The 19,526-nt window shown below is 69.8% G+C and carries 16 protein-coding genes; 12 read left to right on the forward strand and 4 right to left on the reverse strand.

Translation table 11 applies throughout. From position 1 onward, the window contains the following. The first annotated feature begins 149 nt into the window (after positions 1-149). The 4 genes from M3U25_RS18335 to M3U25_RS18350 all read left to right on the forward strand — a co-directional run bounded on the left by M3U25_RS18335 (position 150) and on the right by M3U25_RS18350 (position 4,776). On the forward strand, positions 150-2,561 hold the full coding sequence (locus M3U25_RS18335) for a ribonucleoside-diphosphate reductase subunit alpha (protein ID WP_355503190.1): 2,412 nt from the start codon (positions 150-152) through the stop codon (positions 2,559-2,561). A 108-nt stretch (positions 2,562-2,669) separates the two neighbouring features. Next, entirely contained in the window at positions 2,670-3,710 is a 1,041-nt protein-coding gene (locus M3U25_RS18340; protein ID WP_010340146.1) for a ribonucleotide-diphosphate reductase subunit beta, read from the forward strand. An 87-nt stretch (positions 3,711-3,797) separates the two neighbouring features. Beyond that, positions 3,798-4,358, forward strand: a complete 561-nt coding sequence (locus tag M3U25_RS18345) for a flavodoxin (protein WP_355503187.1) — start codon at positions 3,798-3,800, stop codon at positions 4,356-4,358. A gap of 85 nt (positions 4,359-4,443) precedes the next feature. Continuing rightward, positions 4,444-4,776, forward strand: a complete 333-nt coding sequence (locus M3U25_RS18350; protein ID WP_019798422.1) for a thioredoxin family protein — start codon at positions 4,444-4,446, stop codon at positions 4,774-4,776. A gap of 210 nt (positions 4,777-4,986) precedes the next feature. On the opposite strand, the gene M3U25_RS18355 is transcribed toward M3U25_RS18350, so the two are convergent. Further along, positions 4,987-5,892 (reverse strand): LysR family transcriptional regulator, encoded by a 906-nt coding sequence (locus tag M3U25_RS18355; protein WP_355503185.1) that lies wholly within the window; start codon positions 5,890-5,892, stop codon positions 4,987-4,989. Between the two features lie 99 nt (positions 5,893-5,991). Here M3U25_RS18355 and M3U25_RS18360 point away from each other — a divergent pair, with 99 nt between their 5' ends. Together M3U25_RS18360 and M3U25_RS18365 are read left to right on the forward strand one after the other, a co-directional pair. Beyond that, on the forward strand, positions 5,992-7,245 hold the full coding sequence (locus M3U25_RS18360; protein ID WP_355503183.1) for an MFS transporter: 1,254 nt from the start codon (positions 5,992-5,994) through the stop codon (positions 7,243-7,245). Between the two features lie 34 nt (positions 7,246-7,279). Then, a complete protein-coding gene (locus M3U25_RS18365; protein ID WP_355503181.1) occupies positions 7,280-7,660 on the forward strand; it encodes a VOC family protein in 381 nt (126 codons plus the stop codon). A gap of 31 nt (positions 7,661-7,691) precedes the next feature. Here M3U25_RS18365 and M3U25_RS18370 read toward each other — a convergent pair whose 3' ends face one another. Both M3U25_RS18370 and M3U25_RS18375 read right to left on the reverse strand, forming a co-directional pair. After that, complete coding sequence (locus M3U25_RS18370; protein WP_355503179.1) at positions 7,692-9,644, reverse strand: S8 family peptidase; 1,953 nt, start codon at positions 9,642-9,644, stop codon at positions 7,692-7,694. 66 nt (positions 9,645-9,710) lie between these two features. Next, a complete protein-coding gene (locus tag M3U25_RS18375) occupies positions 9,711-12,062 on the reverse strand; it encodes a YadA-like family protein (protein ID WP_355503177.1) in 2,352 nt (783 codons plus the stop codon). Between the two features lie 137 nt (positions 12,063-12,199). Between M3U25_RS18375 and M3U25_RS18380 the strand changes: the two genes are divergently transcribed. After that, on the forward strand, positions 12,200-13,600 hold the full coding sequence (locus tag M3U25_RS18380; RefSeq protein WP_355503175.1) for an ATP-binding protein: 1,401 nt from the start codon (positions 12,200-12,202) through the stop codon (positions 13,598-13,600). On the opposite strand, the gene M3U25_RS18385 is transcribed toward M3U25_RS18380, so the two are convergent. After that, complete coding sequence (locus M3U25_RS18385; RefSeq protein WP_355503173.1) at positions 13,581-14,321, reverse strand: response regulator transcription factor; 741 nt, start codon at positions 14,319-14,321, stop codon at positions 13,581-13,583. The genes M3U25_RS18380 and M3U25_RS18385 overlap by 20 nt on opposite strands. 241 nt (positions 14,322-14,562) lie before the next feature. Here M3U25_RS18385 and M3U25_RS18390 point away from each other — a divergent pair, with 241 nt between their 5' ends. The 5 genes from M3U25_RS18390 to purU all read left to right on the forward strand — a co-directional run bounded on the left by M3U25_RS18390 (position 14,563) and on the right by purU (position 19,432). After that, positions 14,563-15,444: an NAD-dependent protein deacetylase gene (locus M3U25_RS18390; RefSeq protein WP_355503171.1), complete on the forward strand. Its 882-nt coding sequence runs from the start codon at positions 14,563-14,565 to the stop codon at positions 15,442-15,444. Between the two features lie 87 nt (positions 15,445-15,531). Then, positions 15,532-16,629, forward strand: a complete 1,098-nt coding sequence (locus M3U25_RS18395) for an NADH:flavin oxidoreductase/NADH oxidase (RefSeq protein ID WP_355503169.1) — start codon at positions 15,532-15,534, stop codon at positions 16,627-16,629. Positions 16,630-16,683: 54 nt separating this feature from the next. Further along, positions 16,684-17,562, forward strand: a complete 879-nt coding sequence (locus M3U25_RS18400) for an NAD(P)-dependent oxidoreductase (protein WP_355503167.1) — start codon at positions 16,684-16,686, stop codon at positions 17,560-17,562. A 123-nt stretch (positions 17,563-17,685) separates the two neighbouring features. Beyond that, positions 17,686-18,126: an XVIPCD domain-containing protein gene (locus tag M3U25_RS18405; protein WP_043093636.1), complete on the forward strand. Its 441-nt coding sequence runs from the start codon at positions 17,686-17,688 to the stop codon at positions 18,124-18,126. A gap of 454 nt (positions 18,127-18,580) precedes the next feature. After that, entirely contained in the window at positions 18,581-19,432 is an 852-nt protein-coding gene (purU, locus tag M3U25_RS18410; protein WP_355503164.1) for a formyltetrahydrofolate deformylase, read from the forward strand. Positions 19,433-19,526: the final 94 nt, after the last annotated feature.

A 19,526-nucleotide genomic window follows, 5' to 3' on the forward strand; every position in this document is an offset into this window, starting at 1 on the left:
GGGAGAGGGTCGGTGCAGCGTGGACCGCCCGCAGGCCTGGTGCCTGCGCCGTTTGCAGTCTTCGCGACACCGCCTGCCCACCCGCCGATCCGGTCGGACCGCTGCCTGCGAGGGTCGGGCGGCCGCGTGCACCACGCTTGGAGACCTTCATGAGCCAGACCCACAGCCTGCCGGCCACCGCGTCCGTCGACGCCGCCGTCGACCCCACGACCGCTGCCGCCACTGCCCAGCCGGAACCGGCCAGCAGCGAGCCGAGCAACGACCAGCGCGCCGTGACCTGGATCGTCAAGGACGGCGGCAACCGCCGCATGGCCTTCGACCGCTCGCGCCTGCAGCGCACCCTGGACCGGATCCACGCCGAGTTCCCGCAGCTGGACGTGAGCGACTACGAGCGCAAGGCCTTCGCCTTCATCGAGAAGAAGGAAAGCCTGTCGGCCGACGACATGGTCGACTACCTGATCCGCGAGGCCGAGTCGCGCGTGGACATCGCCACGCCGGAGTGGGAGTACTTCGCCGCGCGCCTGTACCTGGACCGCCTGTACAAGCGCGCCAGCAAGAACCGCTTCTACGATGCCGGCGAGAAGTACGGCTCCTACGTCGGCCTGCAGGAAAGCCTGGCCGACCGCGGCGTGTACTCGATCGACATCCTCAAGAACTACTCCAAGGACGAACTGGCCGAAGCCGGCCGCATGATCGATCCGGAGCGCGACAAGCTGTTCGCCTACAACGGCCTGTACCTGCTGGCCACGCGCTACCTGGCCACCGACAACTCGCGCAAGGTGTACGAACTGCCGCAGGAGCGCTGGCTGACCATCGCCCTGTACCTGATGCAGGACGAGAAGCCGCGCGAGCGCCGCATGCAGCTGGTCGGCGAGGCCTACTGGGCGCTGTCCAACCTGTACATGACCGTCGCCACGCCGACCCTGGCCAACGCCGGCAAGATCGGCGGGCAGCTGTCGAGCTGCTTCATCGACACCGTCGACGACAGTCTGCAGGGCATCTACGACTCCAACACCGACGTGGCGCGCGTGTCCAAGCACGGCGGCGGCGTCGGCGCCTACCTGGGCTACGTGCGTTCCTCCGGTTCGGCGATCCGCGGGGTGAAGAACTCCAGCGGCGGCGTGGTGCCGTGGATCAAGCAGCTCAACAACACCGCCGTGTCGGTGGACCAGCTCGGCCAGCGCAAGGGCGCCATTGCCGTGTACCTGGACATCTGGCACCGCGACATCGAGGCGTTCCTGGACCTGCGCCTGAACAACGGCGACCAGCGCCTGCGCGCGCACGACGTGTTCACCGCGGTGTGCGTGCCGGACATCTTCATGGAAGCGGTGGAACGCCGCGGCGAGTGGTACCTGTTCGACCCGCACGAGGTGAAGGAGGTCAAGGGCTGGTACCTGCAGGACTTCTTCGACGAGAAGCGCGGCGAAGGCAGCTTCCGCGCCCGCTACGAGGAAGTGGTGGCCGACGAGCGCATCGGCCGCAAGGTGGTCAAGGCCATCGACATGTTCAAGCGCATCATGGTCAGCCAGCTGGAGACCGGCAACCCGTTCATGTTCTATCGCGACGAAGTCAATCGCATGAACCCGAACAAGCACCAGGGCATGGTCTATTCCAGCAACCTGTGCACCGAGATCCTGCAGAACATGAGCCCGACCCGGGTCATCCAGGAGATGATCAGCGGCGATCAGATCGTCACCACCAAGCAGGCCGGCGACTTCGTCGTGTGCAACCTGTCCTCGGTGAACCTGGGCCGTGCGGTGACCGCGCAGCCGGACCTGCTGTCGCCGGACATCCTGGAGCGGCTGATCCGCGTCCAGGTGCGCATGCTCGACAACGTCATCGACCTCAACGAACTGCCGGTGCCGCAGGCCACCATCACCAACCAGAAGTACCGCGCGATCGGTCTGGGCACCTTCGGCTGGCACCACCTGCTGGCGCAGAAGGGCATCGACTGGAATTCGCCGGACGCCGAGGCGTACAGCGATTCGCTGTACGAACGCATCAACTACCTGACCATCCAGGCGAGCCTGGCGCTGGCCAAGGAGAAGGGCGCGTACAAGGTGTTCAAGGGCAGCGACTGGCAGAACGGCGAGTACTTCACCAAGCGCGGCTACGACAGCGCCGAGTGGCAGGAACTGGCCGCGCAGGTGAGCGTGCACGGCGTGCGCAACGCCTGGATGGTGGCGGTGGCGCCGAACATGAGCACCGCGCAGATCGCCGGCTCCACCGCGTCGATCGACCCGATCTACAGCGCGTTCTACTACGAAGAGAAGAAGGACTTCCGCCGCCCAGTGGTGGCGCCAGGGCTGACCGTGGACACCTATCCGTACTACGAGAAGGGCGCCTACAAGGTCGACCAGTTCGCCAGCGTGCGCCAGAACGCGCGCCGCCAGCGTCACGTCGACCAGTCGATCAGCTTCAACTTCTACGTGCCCAGCGGCATCCGCGCCAGCACCCTGCTGGACCTGCACATGACCGCGTGGAGGGAAGGCCTGAAGACCACGTACTACGTGCGCTCCAACGACATCGACATCAGCGAGTGCGAGTGGTGCTCGAGCTGATCGCGGGCGCCTGAGCCCAGCGCCGCGCGGCAGGCCGCTCCTGCCGCGCGCTTCCCGCATTCCCGCGCCGTCCGCCGGCGCCGTTCACCCGACTACCGAAGCACATCCATGGCCATCGCGCTCGACCGCATCAAGATCCTCGAACCGCTGCACCCCAACCGCTCCACCGGCATCATCAACGGCACCACCAGCGGCATCCTCAACTGGAACGACATCCCGTACCCGTCCTTCTACCGGGCGTACAAGGAGCTGTCGACCAACTTCTGGATCCCCGACGAAGTGGACATGAAGGGCGATGCCAAGCAGTACGGGGAGCTGTCGGCGCGCGAGAAGAACGCCTACGACTCGATCATCGGCCTGCTGGCCACGCTGGATTCGCCGCAGACGCGTTTCATCTACAACGTCGCCGAATACATCACCGACCCGGCCGCGCACGCCAACGCCGCGATCATCGGCCAGCAGGAAGTGATCCACAACGAGAGCTACTCGTACGTGCTGGCGTCGATCGCCGGCCTGGCCGACCAGAACCGCGTGTTCGAGATCGCCCGGACGCATCCGACCATCATCGCGCGCAACCAGCCGATCATGCAGGCCTACGACGACTTCATGCGCGAGAAGACCGCAGAGACCCTGCTGCGCTCGCTGATCCAGTCCTCGATCCTGGAAGGCATCAACTTCTATTCCGGCTTCGCGTATTTCTACAACCTGGTGCGGCAGAACCGCATGACCGGCACCGGCAAGATCATCAGCTTCATCAACCGCGACGAGCTGGCCCACACCAAGTTCATCAGCGAGCTGATCCGCGCCATCATCGGCGAGAACGCCGAGCTGCAGACCAACGAGCTGACCGACTACGTGCACCAGGCCTTCGAACACGCGATCCGCCTGGAGACCGAGTGGTCCTCGGAAGTGCTCGACGGCATCGAGGGCATCGACGTGGACGAAATGATCCAGTACGTGAAGTACCGCGCCAACAAGATGTCCGGCATGCTCGGCATCGAGAAGCTGTACAGCGGCGCCAGCGACAACGTGATGCCGTGGATCAAGGCCTACGCCGACAACTTCACCGAGACCAAGACCGACTTCTTCGAGATGCGCAACGCCAGCTACAAGAAGACCAACTCGGACAACGGCTTCGACGATCTCTGAAGAGCCGGGATTGGGGAATCGGGAATGGGGATTGGTAAAGGCAAGTCTCCGCGCTCTGACGAATCCCCAATCCCGAATCCCCGCCTCATGAAAATCTTGCTCGCCTACGCTTCGCTCAGCGGCAATACCCGCGACGTCGCCCGCCGCGTGCATGCGCAGTGCGAGGCGGCGGGGCACGCGGTGACCTGGATCCATACCGACCTGCAGACGTTGCGGGGTGCGCTCGGCGATGCCGCGAACGCGGCGCAGTTCGATCTGCATCTGCTCGGCAGCTGGACCGACAACGCCGGGCGCACGCCGGCGGAGATGAAGCGCTACATCGCCGAACTGGTCGAGGCGGTGGGCAAGACGATCGAGGTGGCGGCGTTCGGCACCGGCGAGACGCAGTGGGGCTTGGAGTATTACTGCGGTGCGGTCAAGCGCATCGCACGGTTCTTCGACAGCGTCTATCCGTTGCTGGAGATCGAGCAGATGCCGCATGGCGACCGCGACAACGCGGCGATCGACGCCTGGTGTGCGCAGGTGCTGGCGTTGCGCGCGGCGCGGGCGTCTTCGGCAGGCGCATCGGCAGCGGCCGCTACCGAGCCCCCGTCCGCCGGTGCGGGCGGGTTCGCTGCGATGGGGTTGCCGCTGCATGGCAGCGGCTGACGCCGTCGTCCATCCGTTTTCCTGGTAGCACCGGCGTCGTCATCACACGCCGTGTTTCCTCCGACATCAGACAAGGTTCCGTCCCATGCTCACCACCATCACCGTCTCCAGCGCCGAACAGTTCGCCGATGCGCTTGCCGCGCACCCGCGCGTGCTGGCCGATTTCAACAAGGACAACTGCCCCGGTTGCCGCATGCTCGACAAGTCGCTGGAGCGCTTCGCCGAGAGCGACACGGCGCAGGGCGTGACCCTGCTCAAGGTGAAGATGGAGGACGTGGGCGAGGACTTCTTCCGCGCTCAGGGCCTGCGCCAGACGCCGACGCTGATGCTGTTCCGCCAGGGCGAGGAAGTGGCGCGCGTGCCCGGCTTCGTGCCGCCAGCCAAGATCGACGAAGCGGTCCGCACGCATCTGGGTTGAGCGCTCGCGTTCCTCGTATCTCGTATCTCGTAGGAGCGGCTTCAGCCGCGACGGGCTTTCCCGATAGAGCCTGTCGCGGCCGAAGCCGCTCCTACGGTTCTTCGTCTCGTCCGACAGGCAAATCTCAAGCGAAAGCCTTTGCTCTCGTCTACCGGGAAAAGCTCGCGGCTAAAGCCGCTCCTACATTGCAGCTAGGGAAGTGCAGCACCCCTACCCACGCCCGCCCGCCGCATGCCCCTGCGCCAGCTGCCACAGGTGGCGCACGATCGGCATCGCCTGCGCGGTAGCCGGCAGCGCGGCCAGCGCCAGGCGCGCCATCGGCACGCGGCCGTCGATGTCCAGGTAGCGCACGCCGGGCAACTGCACCTGCGCGGTGGAGGCCGGGACCACCGATACGCCCAGTTCGGCGGCGACCAGGTTGACGATGGAGGACATCTGCGGCGCTTCCTGTTCGATCTTCAGTTCGAAGCCGGCCTGGCGGCAGGCATCGAGGATCTCGTCGTACAGGCTGGTGCCGAAGCTGCGCGGGAACAGGATGAAGGGTTCGCCGGCCAAGGCCGACAGTGGCGCGCGGCGCCGCTTGGCCAGGCGGTGCGCGGCCGGCACCGCGATCTTCATCGGCTCGTCGGGCAACTTGAGCAACTGCAATTCCGAGGGCGTGGCCACGCTGTAGCGGATGAAGGCCGCATCCAGCCGTCCCTGCAGCAGCGCGGCGAGCAGGCCGGCGGTGTTGGTCTCCTCCAGCGCCAGCGTCACCGCCGGCCAACCGCGGCGGAAGCCGCGCACCAGGGTCGGCACGATCGGGTTGAACGCGGCCGAGGCGGTGAAGCCGAGCCGCAGCACGCCGCTCTCGCCGCGCGCGGCGCGGCGCGCGGCGTCGCCGGCGCGTTCCAGGTCGGCGAGCACGCGCCGCGCTTCGGTGCGGAAGGCGCGGCCGGCATCGGTGAGCTCGGCACCGCGCGGCGTGCGCACGAACAGCGGCGTGCCCAGTTCCTCCTCCAGCGCGCGGATCTGCTGGCTCAGCGGCGGTTGCTGGATGCCCAACTGCGCGGCGGCGCGGGTGAAGTGTCCGGCCTCGGCCACGGCCAGGAAGTAGCGCAGATGGCGCAGTTCCATGTCATATCCAGAACATATGGAAGGTCGGTCGATCATATATTGGACGCCGGGTGATGACAGGCGAATACTGACCCTCCGTTTCCCGCCACCCCCCACACCGTGAACGCCTCCAGCCAATGCCCGCCGGTGCACGCCGTGGACGATGCGCCGCTGTTGCGCATCCGCCTGGCGCTGTTCCTGGCCGGCTTCGCCACCTTCTCGCTGCTGTACAGCGTGCAGCCGCTGCTGCCCGCGTTTGCGCGCGAATTCGGGGTCAGCGCCGCCGCCAGCTCGCTGCCGCTGTCGCTGGCCACCGGCGGCCTGGCGATCGCGATCTTCTGCGCCGGCGCCGTGTCGGAAACGCTGGGCCGACGTGGGCTGATGTTCGTGTCGATCGCGCTGGCGGCGCTGCTCAATTTGCTGGCGGCCTGCCTGCCGCACTGGGGCGCGCTGGTGGCGGTACGCGCGCTGTCGGGCATCGCCTTGGGCGGCGTGCCGGCGGTGGCGATGGTGTACCTGGCCGAGGAACTGCCGGTGAGCCGGCTCGGCGCGGCGACCGGGCTGTACGTGGCCGGCAACGCGTTCGGCGGCATGATCGGCCGCATCGGCATGAGTCTGCTCACCGACCACTTCGACTGGCGCATCGCGCTGGCCACGCTGAGCGCGGTCGATCTGCTGGTCGCGGTGGGCTTCGTATGGCTGCTGCCGCCGTCGCGGCACTTCGTGCGCCGCCAGGGAGTGAACCTGCGCTTCCACCTGCGTGCCTGGGGTGGGCATCTGCGCGATCGCCATCTGCCGTGGCTGTTCGCGATCCCGTTCCTGGCGATGGGCGTGTTCGTCAGCGTCTACAACTACGCCGGCTTCCGCCTGGGCGGCCCGGAGTTCGGGCTGAGCCAGAGCCAGCTCGGCATGATCTTCAGCGCCTACGTGTTCGGCATCGTGTCCTCTTCGGTCGCCGGCGCCGCTTCGGACCGCTTCGGCCGCGGCCCGGTGGTACTGGCCGGCATCGCCACCGCGGCATTCGGCGTGGCGCTGACCCTGGCGCACGCGCTGGTGACGGTCATCGCCGGCATCGTGCTGCTGACCATCGGCTTCTTCGTCGCGCACTCGGCGGCCAGCGCCTGGGTCGGGCGCCTGGGCGGCCAGCACAAGAGCCATGCCGCCTCGCTGTACCTGCTGGCCTACTACGCCGGTGCCAGCCTGATCGGCTCGCTCAGCGGGGCGGCCTGGCAGCACGGCGGCTGGAACGCGCTGGTGGCCTGCTGCCTGGTCCTGCTGGGCATCGGCCTGGTCGCCGCGCAGGTGCTGCGCCGCGGTGCCGACGACAGCCGTCCCTACGGCCGCTTCGGGCCGCATCCGCCGCGCGGCGAGTGAGCCGCACGCCGTCATCCAACGGGAGCGTCTCGCGATGCAGATCGACCACCTCGACCATCTGGTCCTCACCGTCGCCGACATCGACGCCACCTGCGCGTTCTATGCGCAGGTGTTGGGCATGCGCGTGGTCACCTTCGGCGAAGGCCGCAAGGCGCTGGCGTTCGGCGCGCAGAAGATCAACCTGCACCGGCATGGCCACGAGTTCGAGCCGAAGGCGCGGGTGCCCACGCCGGGCTCGGCCGACCTATGCTTTCTCACTGCCACGCCGCTGGGGCAGGTGGTCGAGGAACTGCGTGCCGCCGCCGTGCCGATTGAGCAGGGCCCAGTTCAACGCACCGGCGCCCGCGGCCCGATCCTGTCGGTGTACATCCGCGATCCCGACGGCAACCTGATCGAGATCGCCAACCCCTTGTGAGCGCAGGCGCCGTAGCGCCTGCACGGCGCGGTCATTCCGAGTAGCTGACCGACAGGGTGACGTTGGCGTAGCCGCCGCTGCCGCCGACCAGGCGGAAGAAGTAGCTGCCCGTGGCCGGCAGCGCCATCTGCACGTTCTGCGTGGTGCCGTTGCGCAGCGAACTGTAGTCGGCATTGCTGCCGTCGGCGCCGGGCGCGCGCACCGCACGCACGTACAGCTTGAGCTGGCCGCTGCCGCCGAGGGTGCGCAGTTGCAGGTTGCGGGCGTTGACCGGCACGTCCAGGCGGTACAGCGCCCCCTGGCCGGCCGCGGCCGACAGCTTGGCGATGGTGCCGCGGCCCACGCTGATCGCCGTGGCCTCGTCGCCGCCGCCGCTGGCGCCGGCGGCACGGGCGACGGCCTTGGCGGCGTTGAGGATGCCGGCGCCGATGTACGGCGTCTGCTTGCTCGGGAAGGGGTTGGAGGTCTGGGTCAGGATGTCGCGCAACTGCGCCTGCGAGGGCATCGGGCGGTTGGCGTTGAGCGCGGCGCTGATCGCCAGCGCAACCACGCCGGCCACGTGCGGCGAGGCCATCGAGGTGCCCGCATAGCCGGCGTAGGCCGGCTGGTCCGGGCCCTTTTCGCCGGTGTTGAGCGTGGACCAGATCAGGCCGGTGCGCACCGAGCCCGATCCGCTCGCGGCATCGTTGGCATAGACGCCGCCGCCCGGGGCCGACAGGGTGATGGTGGTGCCGTAGTTGGAGTAGTAGGCGCGGCCGCCGGTGATGCCATTGGCCGCCACGTTGATCACGCCCGGGCAACTGGCCGGCGAATAGCCCGCGGCGTCGGCGTTGTCGTTGCCGGCGGCCACCACCACCACGCTGCCGCGCGCGATCGCGCTGGCGATCGCGTTGGAGGTCACCGAGTCCTGCGCGCACGCGCCGCCGCCGCCCAGGCTCATGTTGATGACTTCGGCCGGGTTCGGATTGTCCGGCACGCCGTCGACGTGGCCGCCGGACGCCCAGACGATGGCATCGGCGATGTCGGCGGTGGTGCCGCCGCAGTGGCCGAGCGCGCGGATCGGCAGGATCTTCGCATCCGGCGCCACGCCGGCCATGCCGATGCCGTTGTTGGTGCGCGCGGCGATGGTGCCGGCGACGTGGGTGCCGTGCCAGGAACTGGTTTTCTGCTCCTCCGGCTGCGCGCAGCCGCCATTGGCCACCAGGTACTTGTCGTCGGTGGTCCAGTCGCCGGTATCCCAGCCGCCGGCCACGCGCCCGTTGCTGGCACGGCCGGACAGCAGCGCATCGCTGATGAAGTCGTAGCCGGCGTCGGCCAGCGTGGTGTCCAGATCCGGATGCGCGGTGATGCCGGTATCGATGACCGCCACCACCACGCCCTGGCCGGTGCCGTACTGCCAGGCCGGCACCAGGTCGATGCCGCCGCGGTTGGGATAGCCGGTGGTGTCCGGCGCCAGCGTTTCCAGGTGGCCATCGGGCGTGCGCAGGTGCCACTGCACGGAATAACCCGGATCGTTCGGCGCGGTCGCCGTGGCCGTGGCATGGGCGGTGCTGCGCACCGGCTTGAGCAGCAGATTGGGTTCGACGTGCGCGATGGCGGGGTCGGCCTTCAGGCTGGCGATCAGCATCTGCAGTTGCGACGGTGTCAGCGCACGGCTGGGCCGCACCAGGTCGGCGCCGATGGCGAGCCGGCGTACCCGGTTCAAGGCCGGGGCGGCCTGCCGGTAGGTGCTGGTCCAGGTGCTGGCGGTGCTGCGCGCGGCCATGATCTGGTTGAGCGTGGCGCTGGCCGCGCGCGCATCACGGACGGCGCTGCTGCCGTCGCGGTAGGTCACGATCAGGCCGTCGTAGACGGTGGCTTGCCCAGGCGCGGCCTGGCCCAGGACCGAGAAGCGCGGGGCGCTCTGCGCCTGTGCGGTGCCGGCGAGCGCCAGGCCCAGCGACAGGGCGAGCAGGTTGCGGGACAGCGGGGTGGCATGGGTCATGGCGATGTCTCTGGAAAGATCGATGAGGGCGTGGAACGCACGAAAGGGGCGGCCGCGGCGGCCGTGTCACCAACTGAAGCCGGCGCCGGCGGACACGCTCTTCTCGTTGCCGGAGAAGGCGCCGCCGAGCGAGACGCTGGCGCGGTTGCCGATCGCGCGTTGGTAGCCGACCGCCAGCGCGCTTTCGCCGCCCTGCGAACCGACACCGACGCCGATCCGGTTGGCTCCGGCCAGGCCGGAGGTGTTGGTCGCCATGCCGGCGTAGGCGGCGCTGACCGCGCCCATCCGGTCGATGCGCCGGTCCAGGTGCTGGAAGCGCTGGTCGGTGTCGTTGCGCAGGCGGGTCAGGTTGTCGTCCCAGCCGGCCATGCGGCTGTCGGTGTAGGCCTTGGCGTTGCTCAGCGTGGCGCTGTCGCCGGCCTGCATCTGCGCGACGTTGACCGCATCGGTGGCGGCGCTGCCGGCGGCGACATTGCTGATCTGGCGTTCGTTGCCGGCGCTGCCCACCGAGACGGTGTTGGCGCGGGTGGCGGACGAACCCCGGCCGATCGCCACGGCGTTGTTCGCCGAGACCGAGGCGCCCTGGCCGACGGCGGTGCCGGACGCGGCGGTGACCGTGGCGCTTTCGCCCACCGCCACGGCATTGGTGGCGCTGGCACTGATGCTGGCGTTGGCGCCGACCGCGGTGCTGCCGTCGGCGTTGACCTGCGCGTTGCCGCCCAGCGCCGTGTCGTTGGGCCCGTAGGCCAGCGCATTGGAACCGATCGCCGTGCCGTTCTGGCCGTTGGCGGTGGCCTGCGCGCCGACCGCCACCGCATTGGTGCCAGTGCCGACAGTGGGACCGCCAGTGGCGCCGCTGCCCACCGCCACACCTCCGCCACCGCTCTGCACCAGGTTGCCGACCCGGGCATCCAGCGCCGAAAACGCGCCGTCCAGCGCCGACAGCGCCGAGCCGACGTTGCCGTAGCTGCGGCCCTGAATCAGGTAGCTGCCGCCATTGAAGCTGCCATCGCCGCCCACCGCACTGCCGGCACCGAGCGCACTGGCGATGCTGCGCAACTGCAGCACGTTGACCGCGTCGGTGTCGGCGGTGCCGGCGGCCACGTAGGTGAGCTGGCGCAGCGCGCCGTCGTTGCCGAAGGCGACCGCGTTGTCGCGGTCGGCCATCGCACCTGCACCGATCGCCACGCTGTTGGCGCCGGTGGCGGCGCTGTTGTAGCCGAGTGCGACGGTGCTCGCGCCCATCGCGGTCGCACCGCTGCCCAGTGCAGTGGCGCCGTTGCCGTTGGCGCTGGCGATGCTGCCGAAGGCGCTGGCATCGACACCGTCGGCGTAGGCCTGACCGCCCACCGCCATGGCGTTCTCGCTGGTCGCCAGCGCCTGCGCGCCCAGCGCCACGCTGTGGATCGCATCGGCATGGCTGTCGAAGCCCAGCGCCACGCCGTAATCCGACAGCGCCCAGCTGCCGGCGCCCACGTTCACCGCGCCCAGGCCGTTGGCTTGGGTGGGAACGCCGCTGTTGCTGGCGCCGATGCTCACGCTCTGCTGGCCGGAGGCCGAGGCGCCTTCGCCGATCGCCACACTGCCGTCGCCGCTGGCGGTGGCGGTGTAGCCCATCGCGGTGCCGAAATAGCCGGAGGCGGTGCTGTAGCCGCCGGCCGCGGTGGCACCGACGTTGGACGCCAGGGCGGCGTAGCCGACGGCGCTGGCCTGTTCGCTCTCGGCACGCGACGAACCGCCGACGGCGGTCGCATAGATCCCGCTGGCCGCGGAGGTGGACCCCACCGCGGTGGCGCTGTCGCCATCGGCGCTGGCGTTCCAGCCCAGCGCGCTGGCGTTGCCGGCGGTGGCGGCGGCGGCCGTGCCGATCGCCAGCGCACCGAAGCCGGTGCTCTGCGCGCCGGCGGAATCGCCGTTGGCGCTGCCGAAGAAGCTGCCGCCGATCGCGATGGCCGAGGTGCCGCTGGCCACCGCACCGTCGCCCATGGCGATGGCGGCGCTGTCCGATGCCACGGTGTGGTGGCCGATGGCGATGGCGAAGGCGCCGGAGGCATCGGCGCGTGCGCCCATCGCCACCGCGCGCAGGCCGGCGGCGCTGGCGTAGTCGCTGCCGTCGTTCAGCCCTTCGGCCAGGAAGTAGTGGGTGGTGTTCTGGCTGCCCGGTTGCACGTCCTGGGCGGTGGCGTCCTGCGGCGTGGTGTCGGCGGTGTCGGCGGTGTCGGCGCTGTCGGTCTCGGCGCCGGTATCGCGTTGTGGCGTCTGCGCGGCCGCGGCCGCGGCGGCGAAGGCGCTGGCGGGCAGGCTCAGCGCGAGCAGCAACGCGGCGGTCAACAATCGGTCAGACGCCTGCGGGAGGATGGACGAGGACGACGACAGCGGGCGCGCACCGGCGCGCAGGGCGTTGGGCAGAAAAGGCATGGTCGGTTCCGGGGCTGGGGCCGGGAGCGTCGTCCCGACAACGAGTCAGGCCCGATTAAGGCCGTAAGCCCTGCGGCCCTTCAATGCACGCAGATTCACCGCTTCCTCACGGTAGACTCACCGTCATGGGAGTCCGGGTGAGATGGGGTGCGCACGCTCCGCCGGTCGCGCTCGCCGCGCGGCTGTGGCGGCGCCTCTCGCTGTGGCTGCGCCGGGTGCCGATCGCCGACCCGCTGGACCGGCGCAACGCGCCGGCGCTGCAGGTGCTGTTCGTGTTCCTGGGCAGCGAGATTCCGCTCAACAAGCTCTATCACCTGCTGACCGCACCGCGCATCGAGATGGGCACGGTGCAACTGGCGGTGGACGTCGGCACCGATGCGGCGATCGCCGCGGCGGCCTGGGCCGCGGTCTGGATGATCCGCCGCGGCCTGCTGAAACAGGCCACGGCCATGTTCATCGCGGTGGTGCTGTGCTCGGCGGTCGCCGCCAACCTGGCGTTCGGCTACCAGCTGCAGGCCTTCGATCCGTATCCGATGATGATGCTGACCCTGGCCGCGCTGGTGATCGGGCGCCGTGCGCTGTGGCTGGTCTACCTGTGCATCCCGCTGATCTTCTGGCTGGGCATGGAAAGCCCCTGGGGCCAGGACCCGCACGGCACCCGCAGCCCGTTCCAGAACCTGCCCTCGCTGGCGCTGAGCTACCTGATGATCACCCTGGTGCTGGACCGCACCGTCGCGGCGCTGCGCGAGAGCCTGTGGCGTGCGCGGCGCAGCGCCGCGCGCCTGCGCGTGGAGATGCGCGAACGCGCCCAGGCGCAGCAGCGCCTGCTGCATCTGCAGAAGATCGAGCTGGTGGAACAGCTGGCCAGCGGTGTGTCGCACGACTTCAACAACATCCTCAGTGCGATCCTCGGCTACACCGAGCAACGCCACTGCGTGCACGAACTGGACTATCACCCGCCGCGCGATGCGCTGGTGCTGGCCGAGGCGCTGGAAGGCGTGGCGCTGGCCGCGCACCGCGGCGTGGCGGTCAGCCGCAAGCTGCTCAGCTTCAGTCGCCGCGAGGCCAGCGTGCCCGAGCGCTTCGATGCCGGCGAAGCGCTGCGCAGCCTGCAGCCGATGCTGCGGCAACTGTTGGGCGCCACCGTGCAGGTGCGGCTGGACCTCACCGCCGACCCGGCACCGGTGTTCCTGGACCGCAGCCGCTTCGACCTGGCGCTGCTCAACTTCGCCGCCAACGCGCGCGATGCGATGCCTGGCGGCGGCGGTTTTTCGCTGCAGCTGCGCCGCGACGGCGAGGCCATCGCCATCGCCATCGCCGATACCGGCGTGGGCATGAGCGAGGCGGTGCAACGGCACATCTTCGAGCCGTTCTTCACCACCAAGCCGGCCGGGCAGGGCACCGGGCTGGGCCTGGCGGTGGCCTTGGAGATGGCGCAACAGGCGCAGGGCAGCCTGCAGGTGCGCAGCACGCCCGGCGCCGGCACCTGCTTCGTGCTGCGCCTGCCGCTGGCCGGGCTCAGCGCTCCTGCGGCATGAGCAGATAGCCTTCGCCGCGCACCGCGCGCAATGGCAGCGCGCCGCCGGTGCGCTCGTGCACTTTCTGCCGCAAGCGGTGCAGCAACGCGTCCAGCCGGTGCGGGTCGATCTCCAGCCCGGCATTGCCGCCGAGCATGCCGATCAGCGCATCGCGGCTGACCAGCCGCCCGCGCGCCTGCCACAGGCTCTGCAGCACCTTGCGCTCGGAGGCGGTCAACGGCACCGCCTGCCCGTCCGGCGCGAACAGGCACCAACCGTCGTCCTGCAGCTGCCATTCCTCGCTGGCCGGCACCGCCGGCCGCTGCATGCGCCGGGCCACGCTGAACAGGGTGGCGGCGAGGATCTCGATCTGCACGGGTTTGATCAGGTAGGCATCGGCGCCCTGGACCAGCCCGCGCACCAGATCCGGCTGCTCGCCGCGGCCGCTGAGGATGACGATGCCCAGCCCGGGGCGGCGTGCCTGCAGTTGCTGGGTCAGGGTGAAGCCGTCGCTGTCGGGCAGGCCGATGTCGAGCACGATCAGGTCGAAACGCTGCGCCTCCAGCGCCGCCCACAGGGCTTGCGCGGTGCGCAGCGGTGTCGCCTCGAAACCGTGCCGCAGCAAGCCCGGCAGCAGCACGCGGTCGCGCAGCACATCGTCGTCCTCCAGCAACGCCACCCGCAGCGGGGTGTTGGCGGCGGCGGCGAACGGGGGCGGGGTGGGATCGGGAACGCGGCTCACGAGGCGGAATCGGCGAAGGGACGGCATTCCTCACGGAGCAGCGTGCGGCGCGCAGGACGCCGTGATCGCTGAGCATCCTGCCGCGTCCCGGACAGTAGCCAGTTTCCTGCGGGCTTTCAATGCGCGCGGCAACGCTTCAGCGGCCGCGTCGGCCCGGGCTTGCGTTGCCGTCGCACGCGCCCAAGATAGGAGGGCGTCGCGCCATCGTGCGCGCGTCTCCACCACGACCGGGATCTTCACGATGTCGCAGTTGCTGCAGGATCACGCCGCGTCCGCGCAGGCCGCGTCTTCCGCGCTGGAAGCGTTCGTCGAGCGCCATCGGCGCCTGTTCGTGCTGACCGGCGCCGGCTGCAGCACCGACTCGGGCATTCCCGACTACCGCGATGCCGCCGGCGACTGGAAGCGTGCGCAGCCGGTGACCTACCAGGCCTTCATGGGCGAGTTGGCGACGCGGCAGCGCTACTGGGCGCGCAGCCTGCTCGGCTGGCCGCGCTTCGGCCACGCCCGGCCCAATCCCACCCATGCCGCGCTGGCGCAGCTGGAAGCGCGCGGCCAGGTCGACGTGCTGCTGACCCAGAACGTGGACGGCCTGCACCAGGCCGCCGGCAGCCGCGCCACCATCGACCTGCACGGGCGCCTGGACGTGGTGCGCTGCATGGGCTGCGAGCGGCGCATGCCGCGCGAGGCGTTCCAGCAGCACCTGCTGCAGCACAACCCGCAGTGGACGACGCTGCAGGCCGCGCCGGCGCCCGACGGCGACGCCGACCTGGAGGGCGAGGATTTCGCCAGCTTCGTGGTGCCGGCCTGCGCGCACTGCGGCGGCGTGCTGAAGCCGGACGTGGTGTTCTTCGGCGAGAACGTGCCGCGCGAGCGCGTGGCCAGCGCGTTCGCGCATCTGCAACGCGCCGACGCGGTGCTGGTGGTCGGTTCGTCGCTGATGGTCTATTCCGGTTTTCGCTTCGTGCAGGCGGCGGCCAAGGCCGGCCTGCCGATCGCCGCGGTCAACCTGGGCCGCACCCGCGGCGACGACCTGCTGAGCCTGAAGGTGGAGCAGCCCTGCGCGCAGGCGCTGGCGTTCCTGCTGCCGGCAGCCGCGCGCGTTCCGAATCCCGGCACGAACTGATCCACCGGTAGTGGTTGATCGCGCTGCGTGGCAGGAGTGCAATGGCTGCCTCCCGCGCCGCGCGCGGCGTTTCCACGGATCCGCATCGTGAGTCAGTTGTTCTCGCCCCTCGCACTGGGGCCGCTGTCGTTGTCCAACCGCATCGTGATCGCGCCGATGTGCCAGTACTCGGCCGAGGACGGCCGTGCCAGCGATTGGCACACCCAGCACCTGGGCCAACTGGCCCAATCCGGCGCTGGTTTGCTGATCCTGGAAGCGACGGCGGTGGAGCCGCGCGGGCGCATCAGCTACGGCGACCTGGGCCTGTGGGACGACGCCACCGAGGCGGCGCTGGACACAGTGCTGCGCGCCGTGCGGCGCTGGTCGCCGATGCCGCTGGGCATCCAGCTCGCGCATGCCGGGCGCAAGGCGTCCACGCACAAGCCCTGGGACGGCGGCGGCGCGATCGCGCCCGACCAGCCGAACGGCTGGCAGACCGTGGCGCCGTCGGCGCAGCCGTTCGCCGCCGACGGCGTGCCGCCGCAGGCGCTGGACCAGGCCGGCATCGACGCCATCGTCGAGGCGTTCGTGGCGTCGGCGCGGCGCGCCGAGCGCCTTGGCATCGAACTGATCGAACTGCATGCCGCGCACGGCTACCTGCTGCACCAGTTCCTGTCGCCGCTGAGCAACCAGCGCGACGATGCCTACGGCGGCAGCCTGGAGAACCGCATGCGCCTGCTGCTGCGCGTGCATGCGGCGGTGCGCGCGGCGGTGGCACCGAGCATCGCGGTGGGCGTGCGTATCTCCGCCACCGACTGGGTCGACGGCGGTTGGGATCTGGCGCAGAGCGAAGCGCTGGCGCAGGCGCTGCAGGCGCAGGGTTGCGATTATCTGCACGTGTCCAGCGGCGGGCTCGACCGGCGCCAGCGCATCCCGGTGGCGCCCGGCTACCAGGTGCCGTTCGCCGAGGCCTTGCACCGCGCGGTGCGGATGCCGGTGATCGCGGTCGGCCTGATCACCGAGCCGCAGCAGGCCGAGGCCATCCTCGCCGAGGACCGCGCCGATGCCATCGCGCTGGCCCGCGGCATCCTCTACGATCCACGCTGGCCGTGGCACGCGGCCGCCGCGCTGGGCGCGCGGTTGCGCCCGTCGCCGCAATACCTGCGTTGCGAGCCGCATGCGGCGCGCGGCGTGTTCGACGCCTGACCGACGCGCCGCACGGTTGGCGGCCTCCACTTCGATTTCTTCAGGGAGCATGCAATGACGACGATTGGATTTCTCGGCCTGGGCACGATGGGCCAGCCGATCGCGCTCAACCTGCTGCGCGCCGGCCACGCACTGACAGTGTGGAACCGCAGCGCCGCGGCGGCGCAGCCCCTGCTCGAGGCCGGCGCACAGCAGGCCGCGCAACCGGCCGATGCGGTGCGCGGGCCGGTGTTGTTCTCGATGCTGGCCGACGACACCGCGGTGCGCGAGACCCTGCTCGAGCGCGGCGCACTGGACGCGCTCACCGCCGGCAGCGTGCACGTCAACATGGCCACGATTTCGGTGGCGTTGGCGCGTGAGCTGCACGCGCTGCATGCCGAGCGCGGCGTCGCCTACCTGGCGATGCCGGTGCTGGGGCGAATCGAGGTGGCCGCGGCTGGCCAGCTCAACCTGCTTGCCGCCGGCGACGCCGCGGCCCTGGCGCGGGTCCAGCCCTTGCTCGATGTCATCGGGCGCAAGACCTGGTACTTCGGTACTGCGCCGGAACAGGCCAACGCGGTCAAGCTCGCCGCCAACCTGTGCCTGGCCAGCGCCATCGGCACCATGGCCGAGGCGTCGGCGCTGGTGCGCGGGCACGGCGTGGACGCGGCCGATTTCCTCGACATGCTCACCAGCACCGTGTTCGCCGCACCGGCCTACCAGACCTACGGCGGCATGATCGCCGAGCAGCGCTACAGCCCGGCCGGCTTCAAGGCCACACTGGGCCTGAAGGACGTGCGCCTGGCGCTGAATGCCGGCGAGACCCGGCACGTGCCGATGCCGCTGGCGGCGGTACTGCGCGACGCCTTCATCGAGGCGATCGCGCACGGCGACGGCGAACTGGACTGGGCGGCGCTGGCCAAGGTCGCCGCGCGCCGCGCCGGCCAGGCCTGAGCGGCGCCGGCGGATCTTCAGCGGACCTTGGCGGCACCTGCGGCACACTGCGTGCCCGCTTGAGCCTGGCGCGCGCTTGCCGCTAAGGTGCGGCGATTTGCTGGCGCATCACAGGAGGATGCCATGAGTCCGAATTCGTCCGATCCCGGCGACAGAGCGCCGATCCAGCCGCCGCGCGCGGTGGTGCGCGAGGCCGTGCCGGGGCCCGATCATCCGGACCATCCCGACCACCTGCTGTACGCGCAGATCCGCGAGGGCGTGCATGCGTTGGACGCGGCCTGCGGCCGCGCGCCGGACGCGATCAGCGAGCGCATGGTGGCGCGGCTGCTGCCGCTGGCGAAGGAATACGGCTTCGACCAAGTCGACCACGTGGTGCTCAGCCGCGAGATCGGCGACGTGGAGGATGGCGAGAACGTGTTCCTGGTGCGCGGCGACCTGGACGATCCGGCGCACCTGCGCGCGCACATCACCACCCACGAAGCGGTCGGCATGTCGGTGGAGGATTCATTGGCGCGCTTGGAAAAGGTCAATCGCCGCCTCGCCCTGCGCCTGCGCCCGGAGTGAACGCAGGCGAGTGAGCAACGTCCTGGATGCGGCGTCAGCCGCGACCGGATTCCAATACGGACATGGCCGAGCCCCTCTCCCCCCGGGAGAGGGGTTGGGGTGAGGGTACGGGCGCATAGCGCACCCGGCGTGTTTCGACTGCACGAGGCTTCGCCCGCACCCTCATCCGCCCCTTCGGGGCACCTTCTCCCGAGGGGAGAAGGGGAAGCCCGCTTCGGCTGGATGGCTCTAGCCCCTCTCCCCCCGGGAGAGGGGTTGGGGTGAGGGTACGGGCGCGCAGCGCACCCGGTGTGTTTCGACCGCGCGAGGCTTCGCCCGCACCCTCATCCGCCCCTTCGGTGCACCTTCTCCCGAGGGGAGAAGGATCGGTCGTCGCTGCATGACATTGGCTGTCCCCAATCCCCAATCCCCAATCCCCAATCCCCAATCCCAGCCTTTCCTCTATCATCGGCGGATGCGCCCCGACTACATCCTGACCCTGTCCTGCCCGGACCGTACCGGCATCGTCTACCGCGTCAGCGGCCTGCTCTTCGAGCACGGCTGCAACATCCTCGATGCGCAGCAGTTCGGCGACGAGGAAAGCGGCCGCTTCTTCCTGCGCGTGCACTTCGACGTGCCTGCCGACGGCGTCGTCGCCGCGGTGAAGCTGCAATTGGAACCCCTGGCCGCCGACTACGCGATGGACTGGCAATTGCACGACGCACGTCGTCGTGCGCGCCTGCTGGTGCTGGTCAGCAAACAAGGCCACTGCCTCAACGACCTGCTGTTCCGCGCGCACAGCCGGCAGCTGCGGGTGGACATCGCCGCGGTGGCCTCCAACCATCCCGATTTCGCCGCGCTGGCCGGCTCTTACGGCGTGCCGTTCCATCACCTGCCGGTGAGCGGCGCCAACCGTGCCGAACAGGAAGCGCAGCTGCTGGCGTTGGTCGAACGCGAACACATCGACCTGGTGGTGCTGGCCCGTTACATGCAGATCCTGTCGCCGACGCTGTGCGCGGCGCTGGCCGGCCGCGCGATCAACATCCACCACAGCTTCCTGCCCAGCTTCAAGGGCGCGCAGCCGTACCACCAGGCACACGCACGCGGGGTCAAGATCATCGGCGCCACCGCGCACTACGTCACCGGCGACCTGGACGAAGGCCCGATCATCGAGCAGGACGTGGCCCGCGTGGACCACGCCATGACCCCGCGCGAGCTGGTGCGCCTGGGCAGCGACACCGAGTCGCAGGTGCTGGCCCGCGCCGTGCGCCGCCACGTCGAGCATCGCATCCTGCTCAACGGGCATCGCACGGTCGTGTTCCGGTAAGGGGGGAGTGGGGAGCCGGGAACCGGGAATGGGCAAAAGCAAGAGCAGCGCACCGCTTTTCCAAATCCCCAATCCCGACTCCCCGGCTTTTCAG

The organism is Xanthomonas sp. PPL134 (assembly GCF_040595915.1).
GTDB classification, from domain to species: domain Bacteria; phylum Pseudomonadota; class Gammaproteobacteria; order Xanthomonadales; family Xanthomonadaceae; genus Xanthomonas_A; species Xanthomonas_A indica.

Coding starts and splice junctions, on each gene's coding strand:
- M3U25_RS18335 (WP_355503190.1), top strand. CDS start 150: ATGAGCCAGACCCACAGCCTGCCGGCCACCGCGTCCGTCGACGCCGCC.
- M3U25_RS18340 (WP_010340146.1), top strand. CDS start 2,670: ATGGCCATCGCGCTCGACCGCATCAAGATCCTCGAACCGCTGCACCCC.
- M3U25_RS18345 (WP_355503187.1), top strand. CDS start 3,798: ATGAAAATCTTGCTCGCCTACGCTTCGCTCAGCGGCAATACCCGCGAC.
- M3U25_RS18350 (WP_019798422.1), top strand. CDS start 4,444: ATGCTCACCACCATCACCGTCTCCAGCGCCGAACAGTTCGCCGATGCG.
- M3U25_RS18355 (WP_355503185.1), bottom strand. CDS start 5,892: ATGGAACTGCGCCATCTGCGCTACTTCCTGGCCGTGGCCGAGGCCGGA.
- M3U25_RS18365 (WP_355503181.1), top strand. CDS start 7,280: ATGCAGATCGACCACCTCGACCATCTGGTCCTCACCGTCGCCGACATC.
- M3U25_RS18370 (WP_355503179.1), bottom strand. CDS start 9,644: ATGACCCATGCCACCCCGCTGTCCCGCAACCTGCTCGCCCTGTCGCTG.
- M3U25_RS18375 (WP_355503177.1), bottom strand. CDS start 12,062: ATGCCTTTTCTGCCCAACGCCCTGCGCGCCGGTGCGCGCCCGCTGTCG.
- M3U25_RS18390 (WP_355503171.1), top strand. CDS start 14,563: ATGTCGCAGTTGCTGCAGGATCACGCCGCGTCCGCGCAGGCCGCGTCT.
- M3U25_RS18400 (WP_355503167.1), top strand. CDS start 16,684: ATGACGACGATTGGATTTCTCGGCCTGGGCACGATGGGCCAGCCGATC.
- M3U25_RS18405 (WP_043093636.1), top strand. CDS start 17,686: ATGAGTCCGAATTCGTCCGATCCCGGCGACAGAGCGCCGATCCAGCCG.
- purU (WP_355503164.1), top strand. CDS start 18,581: ATGCGCCCCGACTACATCCTGACCCTGTCCTGCCCGGACCGTACCGGC.